At 66.9% G+C, this 14,689-nt stretch carries 13 protein-coding genes; 9 read left to right on the plus strand and 4 right to left on the minus strand.

Going from position 1 to position 14,689, the window contains the following annotated elements; genetic code table 11:
• The first annotated feature begins 88 nt into the window (after positions 1-88).
• Entirely contained in the window at positions 89-940 is an 852-nt protein-coding gene (locus INR38_RS01610; RefSeq protein ID WP_207441692.1) for a lysophospholipid acyltransferase family protein, read from the plus strand.
• Entirely contained in the window at positions 937-1,803 is an 867-nt protein-coding gene (locus INR38_RS01615; protein WP_207441694.1) for a lipid A biosynthesis acyltransferase, read from the plus strand. Before INR38_RS01610 ends, INR38_RS01615 begins: the two co-directional genes overlap by 4 nt.
• Here INR38_RS01615 and INR38_RS01620 read toward each other — a convergent pair.
• The 3 genes from INR38_RS01620 to zwf form a co-directional block, all read right to left on the minus strand.
• Positions 1,797-2,708 carry an alpha/beta fold hydrolase gene (locus INR38_RS01620; protein WP_207441696.1) on the minus strand — a complete coding sequence of 304 codons (912 nt, stop codon included), beginning with the start codon at positions 2,706-2,708 and terminating at the stop codon, positions 1,797-1,799. The two genes, INR38_RS01615 and INR38_RS01620, sit on opposite strands and share 7 nt — an antisense overlap.
• Before the next feature lie 45 nt (positions 2,709-2,753).
• The gene (gene yihA, locus INR38_RS01625) at positions 2,754-3,506 is read right to left on the minus strand and encodes a ribosome biogenesis GTP-binding protein YihA/YsxC (protein ID WP_207441697.1); all 753 of its coding nucleotides are present in this window, start codon (positions 3,504-3,506) and stop codon (positions 2,754-2,756) included.
• 223 nt (positions 3,507-3,729) lie between these two features.
• Positions 3,730-5,184 carry a glucose-6-phosphate dehydrogenase gene (gene zwf / locus INR38_RS01630; RefSeq protein ID WP_012207397.1) on the minus strand — a complete coding sequence of 485 codons (1,455 nt, stop codon included), beginning with the start codon at positions 5,182-5,184 and terminating at the stop codon, positions 3,730-3,732.
• Between the two features lie 140 nt (positions 5,185-5,324).
• Here zwf and pgi point away from each other — a divergent pair, with 140 nt between their 5' ends.
• Entirely contained in the window at positions 5,325-6,887 is a 1,563-nt protein-coding gene (gene pgi, locus INR38_RS01635; protein WP_207441698.1) for a glucose-6-phosphate isomerase, read from the plus strand.
• Positions 6,888-6,922: 35 nt separating this feature from the next.
• Here pgi and INR38_RS01640 read toward each other — a convergent pair whose 3' ends face one another.
• Positions 6,923-7,825: an SMP-30/gluconolactonase/LRE family protein gene (locus tag INR38_RS01640; protein WP_063328285.1), complete on the minus strand. Its 903-nt coding sequence runs from the start codon at positions 7,823-7,825 to the stop codon at positions 6,923-6,925.
• 240 nt (positions 7,826-8,065) lie between these two features.
• On the opposite strand from INR38_RS01640, the gene INR38_RS01645 reads away from it, so the two are divergent.
• The 6 genes from INR38_RS01645 to INR38_RS01670 all read left to right on the plus strand — a co-directional run bounded on the left by INR38_RS01645 (position 8,066) and on the right by INR38_RS01670 (position 14,635).
• A complete protein-coding gene (locus INR38_RS01645) occupies positions 8,066-9,376 on the plus strand; it encodes a sugar ABC transporter substrate-binding protein (protein ID WP_071956771.1) in 1,311 nt (436 codons plus the stop codon).
• Complete coding sequence (locus tag INR38_RS01650) at positions 9,373-10,266, plus strand: sugar ABC transporter permease (RefSeq protein WP_207441700.1); 894 nt, start codon at positions 9,373-9,375, stop codon at positions 10,264-10,266. Before INR38_RS01645 ends, INR38_RS01650 begins: the two co-directional genes overlap by 4 nt.
• Positions 10,267-10,273: 7 nt before the next feature.
• Positions 10,274-11,092 carry a carbohydrate ABC transporter permease gene (locus tag INR38_RS01655; protein ID WP_012207392.1) on the plus strand — a complete coding sequence of 273 codons (819 nt, stop codon included), beginning with the start codon at positions 10,274-10,276 and terminating at the stop codon, positions 11,090-11,092.
• 45 nt (positions 11,093-11,137) lie between these two features.
• Positions 11,138-12,196, plus strand: a complete 1,059-nt coding sequence (gene ugpC / locus INR38_RS01660) for a sn-glycerol-3-phosphate ABC transporter ATP-binding protein UgpC (protein WP_034397011.1) — start codon at positions 11,138-11,140, stop codon at positions 12,194-12,196.
• A gap of 64 nt (positions 12,197-12,260) precedes the next feature.
• A complete protein-coding gene (dalD, locus tag INR38_RS01665; RefSeq protein WP_207441701.1) occupies positions 12,261-13,685 on the plus strand; it encodes a D-arabinitol 4-dehydrogenase in 1,425 nt (474 codons plus the stop codon).
• Between the two features lie 5 nt (positions 13,686-13,690).
• Positions 13,691-14,635: a carbohydrate kinase gene (locus INR38_RS01670; protein WP_071956768.1), complete on the plus strand. Its 945-nt coding sequence runs from the start codon at positions 13,691-13,693 to the stop codon at positions 14,633-14,635.
• Positions 14,636-14,689 lie beyond the last annotated feature (54 nt).

The raw sequence follows: 14,689 nt of genomic DNA on the forward strand, positions 1-14,689 counted from the left end.
TGCAGGAGCTCTGGCGAACGCTTTAGCAGAAATTGTTTAACGTCGCTCTGCAAGTTGCTCAGTTAACTCAGCGACACCCATCATTTTAATGCCATCCCTGTTCCGACTGTTTGCTGCACTGCCTTTGTGGCTATTGCACCCCCTTGGCGCGCTCATGGGCTGGGTGGCGTTCGCCGCTTCGCCCACGTACCGGCGCCGCTTTCTGGCCAACGCCCGGCAGGCCGGCTACGGCCTGGGCGCCGTGGCGCCGGCCGTGGGACACGCGGGGCGCATGGTGGCGGAGCTGCCGCGCATGTGGATGGGCAGGCAGCCGAGCTGCGAGATGCACAACGAGGAATGCGTGCGCCGGGCCTACGCGGCCGGGCGCGGCATCATCTTTCTGACGCCGCACCTGGGCTGCTTCGAGCTGTCAGTGCAGCATGCGGCGCGGCAATGGTCGGCCGAGCATGGCGAGATCACCATTCTCTACCGCCCCGCGCGCCAGCCCTGGCTGGCCCGCGTCATGGAGACGGCGCGCAACCGCCCCGGCGTGCAGGCCGTGCCGACCACGCTGGCCGGCGTGCGCCAGATGATCAAGGCGCTGCGCAAGGGCGCGGCCGTGGGGCTGCTGCCAGACCAGGTTCCGCCCGAGGGGCAGGGCGTCTGGTCGCCGTTCTTCGGCCGTGATGCCTATACGATGACGCTGGCGGCGCGCCTGGCGTTGCAGACGGGGGCCGCGGTGATCGTGGCCCGTTGTGAGCGCTTGTCCTGGGGGCGGGGCTATGCGCTGTATCTTGAGGAGTTGCCCGTGCCCTTGTCCGAGAATCTGGAAGCTGCGGTGCAGCAGATCAACGAGGCGATGGAACACACCATCCGCCAATGCCCGCAGCAGTACCTGTGGGGCTATGCGCGCTACAAGCAGCCGCGCCGTGAAGCACCTGCCAACGAGGTGCATGCATGAGCGGGCGCATCGGCGTGTGGCTGATGCGGTCGCTGGCTTGGATGCCGCTGCCGTGGCTGCGGGGGCTGGGTGCGTTTCTGGGGCGTGTGCTGTTCGTGCTGGCGGCGCCGCGCCGCAAGGTGGCGCTGCGCAATCTTGCGCTGTGCTTTCCCGAGCTGACCGAGGCGCAGCGCGTGGAGCTGGCGCGCAGCAACTTCATCGTTTTTTGCCAGACCTGGCTGGACCGCAGCTGGCTGTGGGCCGCGCCGCGCGAGGTGGTGGCCGAGCGCGTGAAGCTGCAGGGCGCCGTGCATGAGCTCGATGGCGATACGCCCACCATCCTGTTCGCGCCGCATTTCTACAGCATGGATGCGGGGGGCCTGGCGCTGCCGCTGCACACCACGCGGCCCTTCACCTCGATTTTCTCCACCCACCCGGACCCTGCGGTCGATGAGTGGTTCATGTCGGGGCGCCAGCGCTTTGGCGACGTGCGCATGCTCAACCGCGCCGACGGGGTCAAGCCCATCATCTCCAACCTGCGCAAGGGCGGGCTGCTGTACCTTTTGCCCGACATGGACTTCGGCCGCAACGACTCGGTCTTCGTGCCCTTCTTCGGCGTGAACGCGGCCACCATCCCCTCGCTGTCGCGCTTTGCACGCCTGGGCCGGGCCAAGGTGCTGGGCATGTACACGCGCATGACGCCCACGGGCTACGTGGCCGAGATCACGCCAGCGTGGACGGACTTTCCCACCGACGATGCCGAGGCCGATACGGCACGCATGAACCGCGAACTGGAAGCGGCGATTCGCACCATGCCCGACCAGTACTACTGGGTGCACAGGCGCTTCAAGACCCGGCCCGAGGGCGAGCCTTCGGTCTACTGAACGGGGCGGGACAGGAACTGCTCCAGCGCTTGCCGCACCGCATCGGGCTGCTCGTGCACGACCCAGTGCGAAGTGCCTGCCAGGTGCTGCACCGTCAGGCGCGGCACCCACGGCTCCAGGCCTTCGACCAGGGCGGGCTGCAGCGCCGGGTCGCTGTCGCCCCAGAGCACATGCGTGGGCACGCCGATGTCCAGCATCTCGGGCGGCAGCCTCAGGTTGCGCAGTGCGTCGGCTGAGTCCGGGTCTTCGGGCCGGGGCGGCACCAGGGGACTGGCGCCGTAGTAGTGGCAGGAGCCTTGCACGCCCAGGTCCCAGTGCTCGCGGTAGCGCTGCTGCAACTGCGGCGTGAGCCATCCGGGCAACTCGCCCTGCGGTGTGCTGAAAAATCCCAGCATGCGCTGCCAGTCGTTGTCGGCCAGCAGGGCGGGCGCGTCGGGGCGGCGCAGGAAATGCATGTACTGGCTTGCTGCCTGCTGCACGGGGTTGTCCAGCAACTCGCGCAGAAAGGCGCCTGGATGCGGGGCGTTGAGGATCATCAGCCGCTGCATCAGCCCGGGATGGCGATTGGCCAGACCCCAGGCCAGGGCACCGCCCCAGTCGTGGGCGATCACGCAGGCGGCTGGTGCGCCAGGGCTTTCGATGGCGATCAGCGCTGCCAGATCCTGCAGCAGGTGCTTGGCCTTGTACTGCTCCACGCCGGCCGGCTGGCTGGAATGGCCAAAGCCCCGCAGATCGGGGGCGACGCAACGCCATTGCGTGCCGAACTGCTCCAGCATGCCTTCCCAGATGAAGCTGCCCTCGGGAAAGCCGTGCAGGAACAGCAGCAGCGGCCGGCCGGGTTCGCCGCTGACGCGGCAATGCAGATGGATGCCGTGAGGCAGCTCACGAATGCAGGTGGTCACCATGTTGCGCTCCTTGCGGGGCGCTGGCTACACGAGCGCCTCCGGGCGCTAATCTTGGGGGCTGTCGCTCTCGCCGGGCGTCGCGGCTGCGACGGCCGCCTGCGGTGCAGCCGCGGCCGGCTGGGCCAGCCCTTCGGGATGGCTCCAGTGCCACAGCAGCTGGGCCACCTCGTCCACACCCTGCTTCTTCAGCGCGGAGAACATGCGCACCTCGCCACCGCCGGCATTGAGCCGCGTGATGGACAGCACCTTGGCCTGCTCGGCGCGCGTGAGCTTGTCGGCCTTGGTCAGCAGCACGAGGAACTTCAGGCCCTCCTGCACGCGCGGGCGCAGGGCATCGAGCAAGGCTTCGTCGAGTTCGGTCAGGCCCAGTCGCGGATCGCACAGCAGCACGATGCCCGTCAGGCTCTCGCGGCTGACCAGATAGTTCAGCATCACGCGCTGCCAGCGCTGCTTGTCCGTGCGCGACACGGCGGCGTAGCCGTAGCCGGGCAGATCGGCCAGAACGGCGTCGGTCACGCCCTGCTTGCCCAGGGAGAACAGGTTGATGTGCTGCGTGCGGCCAGGCTTCTTGGAGGCGAAGGCCAGCTGCTTTTGCTGCGTCAGCGTGTTGATGCAGGTGGACTTGCCGGCATTGGAGCGGCCCACGAACGCGATCTCGGGCACATCGACCTTGGGAAGATGGTGCAGTTGCGCAGCCGTCGTCAAAAAGCGCGTCGTGTGCATCCATCCCATGGCGAGCTTGGGATCGATCAGGGAGGAAGTGGGGGCGGCATCGGCAGCCGGCGCAGCAGGATTCATGGTGTGGTCAGTCTCTCGGGGCCTCATTGTAGGTTCCCCCATGATTCAGCGTTTCTCACGGGCCATATGCCAACTGCGTGGCGCCATATGCAGGCGCGGCGCAGGAAGCTGGCGCTGTCAGGCGAGAGACGCCGAGCAAGAGCCGCCTCGCGGCGAGGGCGTCGTCCCCCTCCCTCGCGTAGCGAGTAGAGAGGGGGAAGGCGCGAAGCGCCTCAGGGGGTGCCTAAACCTCCTCGCTCCAGCAAAACCCATCCCGCGCAATCATCGCGCTGGCCGCGCTGGGCCCCCAACTGCCAGCCGCGTAGCCGCGCGGTCCCGAGAGATCGTTGCGCCAGTGCTGCAGTATGGGTTCCACCCAGCGCCAGGCCTGTTCCTGCTCGTCGCTGCGCACGAACAGGTTCAGCCGCCCGGCGATCACGTCCAGCAGCAGGCGTTCGTAGGCGCCCACGCGCTTGGCGCCGAAGCGCTGGTCGAAGTCCAGGTTCAGGTGCACAGGGGCCAGCGAAGGCTCGGCCTGCTGCTGGGTGGCGCCCTGGGCCAGCAGGTGCAGCTCCAGGCCGTCCTTGGGCTGTAGGTTGATGACCAGGCGGTTGGCTTCGGACAGGGGCGAGCGGAAGATGGGATGGGGCACGGGCCGGAAGTTCACGACGATGCGCGCATCCCGTCCTGCCAGCCGCTTGCCGGTGCGGATGTAGAAGGGCACGCCGGCCCAGCGCCAGTTGCAGATCTCGGTGCGCAGGGCGACGAAGGTCTCGGTCTGGCTGCCGGCCGCCACGCCTTTCTCTTGCTGGTAGGCGGGCACGGGCTGGCCCTGGCTGGCGCCGGCCAGATACTGGCCGCGCACCACGTGCTGGCTCAGGGTTTCCGGCGTCCAGGGCTTGAGCGACTGCAGCACCTTGAGCTTTTCGTCGCGGATGGCGTGGGCCGAGGCGTTGATCGGCGGCTCCATGCCGATGGCGCACAGCAGTTGCAGGGCATGGTTTTGCACCATGTCGCGCAGCGCGCCAGTCTGGTCGTAGAAGGCGCCCCGGCTTTCCACGCCCAGTTCCTCGGCAATGGTGATCTGGATGTTGGCAATGGTTTCGCGCCGCCACAGTGGCTCGAACAGGGCGTTGCCGAAGCGCAGTGCCAGCAGGTTCTGGACCGAGGGCTTGCCCAGGTAGTGGTCTATGCGAAACACCTGCTCTTCGCGCAGGACCTTGCGCAGCGTGGCGTTGATGGCCTGGTTGGAGGCCAGGTCGTGGCCCAGCGGCTTTTCCAGCACCACGCGCGTCTGCGGGCCATTCAGGCCCACGGCGGCAATCTGCTCGCAGACCGTGGTGAACAGGCTGGGCGCAGTGGCCAGGTACATCACCACCGTCTCGGCGCCGCGCGTGTTCAGCGCCGTGGCCAGGCGCTCGTAGTCGGCGGGTTGCGACAGGTCCATGCGCAGGTAGTGCAGCAGGGCCGCGAAACGCGAGAACTCCTCCGGACTGGGGCGCTTGGACAGTTCCACCTTTTCGAAGCGGCCCTGGATGAGCGCGCGGTACTGGTCATCACTCAGATCATCGCGACCCACGCACAGGATGCGTCCCCCCTCGGGGAGGGTGCCATGGCGGAACGCCTGGAACAGCGCGGGCATGAGCTTGCGCCATGCGAGATCACCCGTGCCACCGAACAAAACCAGATCGAAACCCATGCTGTCTCCACAAGTTGGTGTGTCTATTTTTTGGTAACTTGGTTACCGAAATTTTGAAGAATCGGATAAATTATAGGAAGGTATTGAAGTTTTGTTCCAGAGATGTGTTGTCGATTTGGTAATCAGATTACTTTCATCCCATGCTGTCCGTCATTCCCCAGCCCCCGCGCTGTGACCATGCCACTGTCTGGCCTGCACTGCACCACCATGCCTTGGCCCTGCGCAAGGGCTTCGATCTGCGCCACGCCTTTGCCGATGATCCCGGCCGGTTCACGCACTTCAGCCAGGAGGCGCCACACTGTTTTGCAGACCTGTCCAAGAACCTCTGGGATGCCCCGGCCGAGGCGCTGCTGTTGCGTCTGGCGCGCGAGTGCGCAGTGGAGCAGCAGCGCGATGCCATGTTCGCCGGCGAGCACGTCAACGGCAGCGAGGGCCGCGCCGTGCTGCACGCGCTGCTGCGCTGCCCGCGCGGCGAGTCGCCGCCGGGCCTGGCATGGGCCCTGGCCCAGGTGCACGAAACGCTGGATGCCATGCTGGCCTATGCCGAGCGCGTGAGGGCCGATGCCGGCATCACCGATGTGGTGTGCATGGGCATCGGCGGATCGGGCCTGGGGCCGCAGATGGCCGTGCAGGCGTTGCAGGGGATGTGCGACGCACGGCGGCGCATGCACTTCGTCTCCAACGTGGATGGGCATGAGCTGCAATCGGTGCTCGATGGGCTGCAGCCGCGCAGCACGCTGTTCATCGTGGCCTCCAAGGTCTTCAACACGCAGGAGACGCTGACCAATGCGCGCAGCGCACTGCAATGGTTCCATGCGCAGGGCGGTGAAGATGTAGCGCGGCATTTCGTGGCGCTGACCACCAATGCCTCGGCGGCTGCGCAGATGGGCATCACCACCACTTTCGGCTTCTGGGACTGGGTGGGCGGGCGCTATTCGCTGTGGTCGGCGATCGGGCTGCCCGTGGCCCTCGCCGTGGGAGCAGCGGCATTCCGCGACCTGCTGGCCGGCGCGCATGCCATGGACCACCACTTCCGCACGGCACCGCTGCAGGCCAACCTGCCCGTGCGCCTGGGCCTGCTCGATGTCTGGAACCGCAATCTGCTGGGCTTTGCCAGCCGCTGCATTGCGCCCTACCACGCAGGCCTGCGGCGCCTGCCGGCCTATCTGCAGCAACTGGAGATGGAGAGCAATGGCAAGCGCGTGGACCGCCAGGGCAGGCCGCTGGCGCTGGGCTCAGCCCCCGTGCTCTGGGGCGAGCCGGGTACGGATGGGCAGCATGCCTTCTTCCAGATGCTGCACCAGGGTACGGACATCGTGCCGCTGGAGATCATCGCCGTGCAGCGGCCGTCGCACGGCCTGCAGGGCCACCATGAGCAACTGCTGGCCAACGCCCTGGCCCAGGCCCAGGCCTTGATGCAGGGGCGTTCCTGCGATGATGGCCATCGCCACTTCCCGGGCAACCGGCCCAGTACCTTCGTACTGCTGGATGCGCTCACGCCGGCGGCGCTGGGTGCGCTGATCGCCTTGCAGGAGCACCGCGTGTTCGTGGCGGGCGCGCTGTGGGGCCTCAACAGCTTCGACCAGTGGGGGGTGGAACTGGGCAAGCTGCTGGCGCGCGACCTGCAGCAGCGCCTGGCCAGCGGCGATGTGGCGCAGCTCGATGCATCGACCGCAGGACTGCTGCAGCGCATGCGGGCCTGACGCCCCTGGCAACACGTTGCCGAGGCTGTGCAGGCTCAGGCTTCGCGGAAGCTGTTCACCGGCAGGCCCGGCACATCGACACGGCACTCCATCAGTGCGCCGGCAGGCACCTGCGCCGATCGCTCCGGATCGGGCCGGCCGTGTCCGGCCGAGGTGATGTACAGCGTGCGCAGGTCCTCCCCCCCAAAGCAGACCATGGTGGGGCAGCGCACGGGCGTGTCCAGGCGCTGCAGCACATCGCCCTCGGGGCTCAGTTGCAGCACGCAGCCGCCTTCGTACATGGCCACCCAGTAGTTGCCCCGGACGTCGACGCTGGCGCCGTCGGGGCGGCCGCCATAGAGCCTGCCCTCGGCCTTGGGCGCGAAGGCCTTCCACAGCGAGCGCGTGCCCAGCGTGCCGGATTCCAGGTCGAAGGCAAAGCGGTCTATGCGGTGGGCTGGCGTGTCTGCCCAGTACATCCAGTCGTCATCGGGGCTGAAGGCCAGGCCGTTGGCCGTGGTGCAGTCGCCTGCCATGCGCTGAACGGCGTAGCCTCCGGCGCCGTCCGCACGCAGGCACCACAGCGCGGCATCGGGCGCCGTCTTGGGCGAGAACAGTGACCCCGCCCACAGCCGCCCGGCGCGGTCGCAGCGCCCGTCGTTGAGCCGCAGCTGCTGCGGATCATGGTCCAGGCGGGCGATCATTTCGGTGTGTCCCGTGGCGGTGTCCAGCAGGCCGAAGCCATCGCGCAGCCCCACCACGATGCGGCCCCGGTCCGTGGGAGCGCAGCAGCCCGGTTCGCTGGGCGTGGCCCAGCTGCGGTGCAGGCCTGTGGCGGGCTCCCAGGAATGGATGTGCCGGTCCTGGATATCGCACCAGTAGAGCCGGTGTTCCTGCGGGTGCCAGAAGGGGGACTCGCCGAGTGCACTCGGTGGAACAGGGATGCGCTGCACGGCCATGGTCTGCCTCGGAGATGCGGATGAACGGAATTCTAGGAGGTCGGGACGCACCGCAGCAGCGGCAAATGGTTTGATGCATCGGCTAAGGGATATCACCGGCTTGGCTGCGCATAAAAGTATCGAAAGACGCATCTGTCGTACCAGTCCGGGCACGAGGCCGTCGCCACAATGCCTCATCCGCAGCCGGGATGGGAGGTGCGGTGATCCAGCATTCGAAGACCAGGGAACAAGGAGACAAAAATGCACAGCTTGCTCAAGGCCAGCCTCACATGGGCCATGGCCACTGCCGCAGTGGGCGCACTCGCCGGCACCGAACTCGTGATCGCCACCGTGAACAACGGCCACATGATCGAGATGCAAAAGCTCACCCCCCGGTTCGAGAAGGCCCACCCCGACATCACGCTCAAATGGGTGACGCTGGAAGAAGGCGTGCTGCGCCAGCGCGTGACCACCGACATCGCCACCAAGGGCGGCCAGTTTGATGTGATGACCGTGGGCATCTACGAGGTGCCGATCTGGTCGAAGAAGGGCTGGCTGCAGCCCATTGCCACCGATGCCGCCTATGACGCGGCCGATCTGCTGCCCACCATCCGCGAAGGCCTGTCCTATGAAGGCAAGCTCTATGCCTCGCCCTTCTATGGCGAAGGCTCCATGCTCATGTACCGCAAGGACCTGGCCGACAAGGCGGGTTTTCAGATGCCGGACAAGCCCACCTGGGAGCAGGTCCGGGAGTTCGCCTCCAAGGTCCACGATCCCAAGGCCGGGGTCTATGGCATCTGCCTGCGCGGCAAGCCGGGCTGGGGGGACAACATGGCCCTGATCACCACCATGGCCAATACCTTCGGCGGCCAATGGTTCGACATGCAGTGGAAGCCGCAGATCGACACACCCGCCTGGAAGAAGGCCGTGGGTTTCTATGTGGACCTGATGAAGGCCTATGGCCCCCCGGGCGCCTCGGCCAACAGCTTCAATGAGAACCTGGCGCTGTTCAACGAGGGCAAGTGCGGCGCCTGGGTGGATGCGAGCATCGCCGCCTCCTTCGTGAGCGACCCCAAGCAATCCAAGGTGGCCGACAAGGTGGCCTATGCGGCTGCACCCATGGCCAGCACGCCCAAGGGATCGACCTGGCTGTGGACCTGGAACCTGGCCATACCCTCCAGTTCGAAGAAGGCCGATGCGGCCCAGGTCTTCGTGAAGTGGGCCACCTCCAGGGAGTATGTGCAGTTGGTTGCGCAGGAGCACGGCTGGCGTGCCGTGCCCACAGGAACGCGCCAGTCCACCTATGCCAATGCCGAGTTCCAGAAGGTGGCGGGCTTTGCCGCAGCCGAGAAGCGGGCCATCGACAGCGTGAGCCTGACCGATGCGACCGAGCCCAAGTCGCCCTATGCCGGAGTGCAGTACGTCGCGATTCCAGAGTTCCAGGCCATTGGCATTGCCGTGGGCCAGCAGATGAGCGCCGCGCTGTCGGGCAAGGTCACGGTGGAGCAGGCACTCAGTACCTCGCAGACGCTGGCCGAACGCGAGATGAGGAAAAGCGGCTACTACAAATGAGGGCCGATAGGACTCCCGACAGGGCGGCATCCGCCAGGCGACTGCTGCCCCGCGCCCTGATGGCGCCCGCCGTGGCCGTGCTGCTGTGCTGGATGCTCGTGCCCTTGTTGATGACGATCTATTTCTCGCTCGTCAACTACAACCTCATGCAGCCCGGCGAGCACCGCTTCGCCGGCTGGGGCAACTACGCCTTCTTCGTCACCGACCCGGACTTCCTGCCCGCCGTGTGGAACACGCTGAACTTCCTGGCCAGCGTGGTGCTGATCACCCTGGTGCTGGGCGTGCTGATCGCTTTGCTGATCAACGAGCCGTTTCCGGGGCGCGGCGTCGTGCGGGTGCTGCTGATCTCGCCGTTCTTTGTGATGCCCACGGTCAATGCGCTGCTGTGGAAACACATGATGATGAACCCGATCTATGGCGTGCTGGCTAGCCTGTGGAGGGCCGTCGGACTGCAGCCCGTGGACTGGCTCACCGAGATGCCGCTGCTGTCCGTCATCGTCATGGTGTCCTGGCAATGGCTGCCCTTCGCCTGCCTGATCTTCATCACCTCGCTGCAGTCGCTGGACCGCGAGCAGATGGAGGCGGCGCGCATGGATGGTGCCAACGCCCTGCAGCGCTTTTACTACCTCACGCTCCCCCATCTGGCGCGGCCCATGGCGGTGGTGGTGATGATCGAGATGATCTTCCTGCTCAGCGTGTTCGCCGAGATCGCCATCACCACGGCGGGCGGGCCCGGCAACGAGAGCACCAACCTGACCTACCTGATCTACAAGCAGTCGCTGATGAACTTCGACGTGGGCGTGGCCTCGGCCGGTGCACTGTTTGCCGTGGTGCTGGCCAACATCGTCTCCCTCTTCCTGATCCGCATCGTCGGCAAGAGCCTGGACTGAGGGCATGATGAAAACAAGTTCCTCCACCCTGGTGCGCGCCGCTGCGGCATGGGCCGTGGCACTGCTGCTGTTCTTTCCGCTGGCCTGGCTGTTCCTGACGGCCTTCAAGACGGAACTGCAGGCCATTGCCGTGCCGCCGCTGTTCGTGTTCGAGCCCACGCTGGCCAACTTCGGCGAAGTGCAGCAGCGCAGCGACTACCTGCTGTATGCGCGCAATTCGCTGATCACCAGCCTGGCCTCGACCCTGATCGGCCTGGCCATCGCCGTGCCTGCTGCCTACTCCATGGCGTTCTTCCGCAGCCGCCACACGCGCGACGTGCTCATGTGGATGCTCTCGACCAAGATGATGCCGGCCGTGGGGGCCCTGCTGCCCATCTATGTGCTGGCGCAAGGGGCGGGCTTGCTGGATTCGCTCACCGTGCTGGTCATCGTCTTCACGCTGTCCAACCTGCCCATCATGGTCTGGATGCTCTACAGCGCGCTCAAGGACATCCCCAACGAGATCCTGGAAGCGGCGCGCATGGATGGCGCAGGCCTGTGGGCCGAGTTCCGCCATGTGGTGCTGCCGCTGGCGGTGGGCGGCATTGCCTCCACCGGGCTGCTGTGCCTGGTGCTGAGCTGGAACGAGGCCTTCTGGTCGCTGAACCTGAGCAGCGCCCGGGCCGGCACGCTGGCCACGCTGATCGCCTCGTATGCCAGCCCCGAAGGGCTGTTCTGGGCCAAGCTCTCGGCCGCTTCGCTGATCGCCATCGCTCCCATCGTGGTGTTTGGCTGGTTCAGCCAGAAGCAACTGGTGCAGGGCATGACCTTTGGCGCCGTCAAGTAGCCGTCCGGCATCCATTTCGCGGCTTTGCGCTGCACAAGGAACACCATGGCCTATCTGCAACTTCAGGACATACGCAAGCGCTTCGGAGAGGCGCAGATCATCCGCGGCGTGGACCTCGCCATCGAGCGCGGCGAATTCATCGTCTTCGTCGGGCCTTCGGGCTGCGGCAAGTCCACGCTGCTGCGCCTGATCGCCGGGCTGGAGAGCATCACTTCGGGGCAGCTGCTGCTCGACGGGCGCGACATCACGCATGCGCCATCGGGCGAGCGCGATCTGGCAATGGTGTTCCAGAGCTATGCGCTGTATCCGCACATGAGCGTGTACGACAACATGTCCTTCGCGCTGCGCCTGGCCGGCGTGCCGAAAGAGGAGATACGCCGAAAGGTCGGGCAGGCGGCCGAGACGCTCAACCTCACGCCCTATCTGGAACGCAAGCCGCGCGACCTGTCGGGCGGCCAGCGTCAGCGCGTGGCCATAGGCCGGGCCATCGTGCGTGCGCCCAAGGTGTTCCTGTTCGACGAGCCGCTGTCCAACCTCGATGCGGCGCTGCGCGGCAACACGCGGGTGGAAATCCACAAGCTGCACAAGGCGCTGGGCGCCACCACCATCTATGTCACCCATGACCAGGTCGAGGCCATGACCCTGGCCGACCGCGTGGTGGTGTTGCGCGATGGCTGCATCGAACAGGTGGGCGCGCCCCTGGCGCTCTACGACCATCCGGCCAACCAGTTCGTTGCGCAGTTCATCGGCATGCCGTCGATGAACCTGATCGCCGCCGGGGCACTGCCCGTGTTCTCCGGGGCCACGCAGGGCCGCCTGCCCGCCGACGGCACGCTGGGCATACGCCCCGAGGCCTTGCGCGTGGCCAGAGCGCAGGTCGCAACCGATGCCGCTGCACAGAGACAGGTCATGGGCCGCGTGGACCTGATCGAGGCCTTGGGCGCCGACACGCTGATCCATGTCAGCGTGGGCGGTGCGCAACTCATTGCGCGCCAGGCCGAGCGCACGCCACTGGCCGTGGGCGACGCGGTGTCCGTCGCGCTGGACACCGGCTGCGCACTGCACCTGTTCGACCGCCAGGGACGCACGCTGGCAGGCGCCTGAGCGCTTCGCTCCGAGAGGCTGCCCGCAGCAGTCATCCTTTCTTCCTCATCTCCCTCTGGTCACCATGAACGCGATTGTTCCGCATCTTTCCAGACCCACGGTGCTGCACCTGGGCCTGGGTTCCTTTCACCGTGCGCACCAGGCCGCCTATCAACAGCGGCTGATCGATGCCGGGGACACGCAATGGGAGCTGGTGGGGGCCAACCTGCGCTCCGACATGGCGCAGACGCTGGAGGCGCTGGCGCGCCAGGGAGGGGCTTACACACTGGAGACGATTGCGCCTGGCGGATCGGTGCGCTACCAACGCATCGAGGCCCTGCGCGAAGTGATCCCCCATGCGCCCGGGCTGGCCGCCGTGATTGCGCGCGGAGCCAGCCCCTGCACACGTGTCATCTCCCTCACCGTGACCGAGGCTGGCTACTACCTCGATGGCAGCGGCGTGCTGGACACCGGCAGCCCGGAGCTTGCGGCCGACATCGGCCGCATGCGCCAGGGGCAGGTCGGAGAGACGATCTATGGCGTGCTGTGCGCCATCCTGCAGTTGCGCCGCTGTGCTCATGCCGGCCCGGTCACACTGCTGAGCTGCGACAACCTGCGCCACAACGGCGATCGCCTGCTGGCCGGTCTGCTGGCCTTCATGCAACTGGCGCAACTGCAGGAACTGGCCGAGTGGGCAGGGCACAACATCAGCTGCCCGAATGCCATGGTCGACCGCATCACCCCGCGCCCGCCGCCGGAGCTGCGTGAGCGCGTGCAGGCCGCGACGGGCTGGGACGATGCGGCCGCCGTGACGGCCGAAAGCTTTTCACAGTGGGTGATAGAGGACCGCTTCGTCGCAGGCCGCCCATCCTGGGAGCGCGTGGGCGTGGAGATGGTGTCTTCCGTGGCCCCCTACGAGGAGGCCAAGATCCGCATCCTCAACGCCAGCCACAGCTGCATTGCCTGGGCCGGCACGCTGGCGGGCCTGCGCTTCATCCACGAAGGCAGTGCCGTGCCGGCGATACGCCAGCTGGCATGGGACTATGTGACGCAGGATGTGATTCCCTGCCTTGCACCATCCGGCAAGGCATCGGCCCTGGACCTGCCGGCCTACCGCGACACCGTGCTGGAACGCTTCGGCAACCCTGCGATACGCGACACCAACCAGCGCGTGGCGGCCGACGGCTTTGCCAAGATCCCGGGCTTCATCGCGCCCACGGTGCGCGAGCGCATCGCGCAGGGCGCGTCCATGGATGCCGTGGCCATGCTGCCGGCGCTGTTCCTGGTTTTTCTGCAGCGCTGGCACCATGACACACTGCCCTATGCCTACCAGGATCAGGCCATGGACCCCGCAGTGGCACACGCCATCTGCGCCGCCGCCGACCCCGTGGCCGCGCTGTGTGCCGAAGTGCCCTTGTGGGGTGAGGCCGCGGGCCATCCGCATCTGGTGGAGGCGGTCCGCCGTGCCACAGACCGTGTCCATGCTTTTGTCCAACAGGCAGCGAGGTAGAACGCATGCGCATAGCCATCGCGGGCGAAGCCCTGATCGATTTCACCGCCACGGGCGGCCTGGCCTTCCAGGGCCATGAAGGAGGCGCGCCCGCCAACTGCGCCGTGGCCGCCGCGCGGCTCGGGCAGGCCACGGGCTTTGTCTCGCAACTGTCGCGCGATCTCTTCGGCGAACGCCTTTTCGCGCACCTGCAGGGCAACGGCGTGGACATGCGCCTGGTGCAGCGCTGCGATGCGCCCAGCACGCTGGCCTTTGTCGAGCATGCGCAAGGCACCAACCGCTATGCCTTCTACACGCAGGCAACGGCGGACACGCTGTGGGCACCTGCCGAGCTGCCCGAGTTGCCGCCCGAATGCCGCTATCTGCAGTTCGGCTCCATCGCATTGCTGCACACCCCTGTCGGGCCGCGCATCCTGGACCTGGTGGCGGCTGAGCGCGGGCGGCGCATCATCGTCTTCGACCCGAACGTGCGGCCCACGCTGATCCGCGATGCCCAGGCCTTCCGGCGCGACTGCCTGGGCTGGCTGGCCCAGGCAGACCTGGTCAAGCTCAGCGATGAGGACCTGGCCTTTATCGCGCCCGGCGTTCCGGCGCTGGAGGCCGCCGCGCGCTGGCTGGCGCTGGGTCCCCGGGCCGTGGTGCTCACGCGCGGAGCGGCCGGCGCGACCTTGCTGCGGGCAGGACAGGCGCCTTTGTCGGTGCAGCCGCCGGCCGTGCAACTGGTGGATACCATCGGCGCGGGCGACACCTTTGGCGCGGCGCTGTCGGTTGCGCTGCTGGAGCAGGGTGTCGAGCAGCCGGGCCAGTTGCAGGAGCTGCCCGAGAGCGCGTGGCGCCAGGTGCTGCGCTTTGCCGCAACGGCCGCAGCGCTCAACTGCACGCGCGCCGGTGCCCAGCCGCCCCGGCGCGCGGAACTCGATGCCGCGCTGGCAGCCCATTGCGGTGGATAGCCGCCGCTGGTGATACTGTTTGCCCATGGCCTCTCCAGAAACCTTCACGCCGCC

Origin of the sequence: Delftia sp. SD018, from assembly GCF_017355445.1 — a bacterium.
GTDB lineage: Bacteria > Pseudomonadota > Gammaproteobacteria > Burkholderiales > Burkholderiaceae_C > Comamonas > Comamonas acidovorans.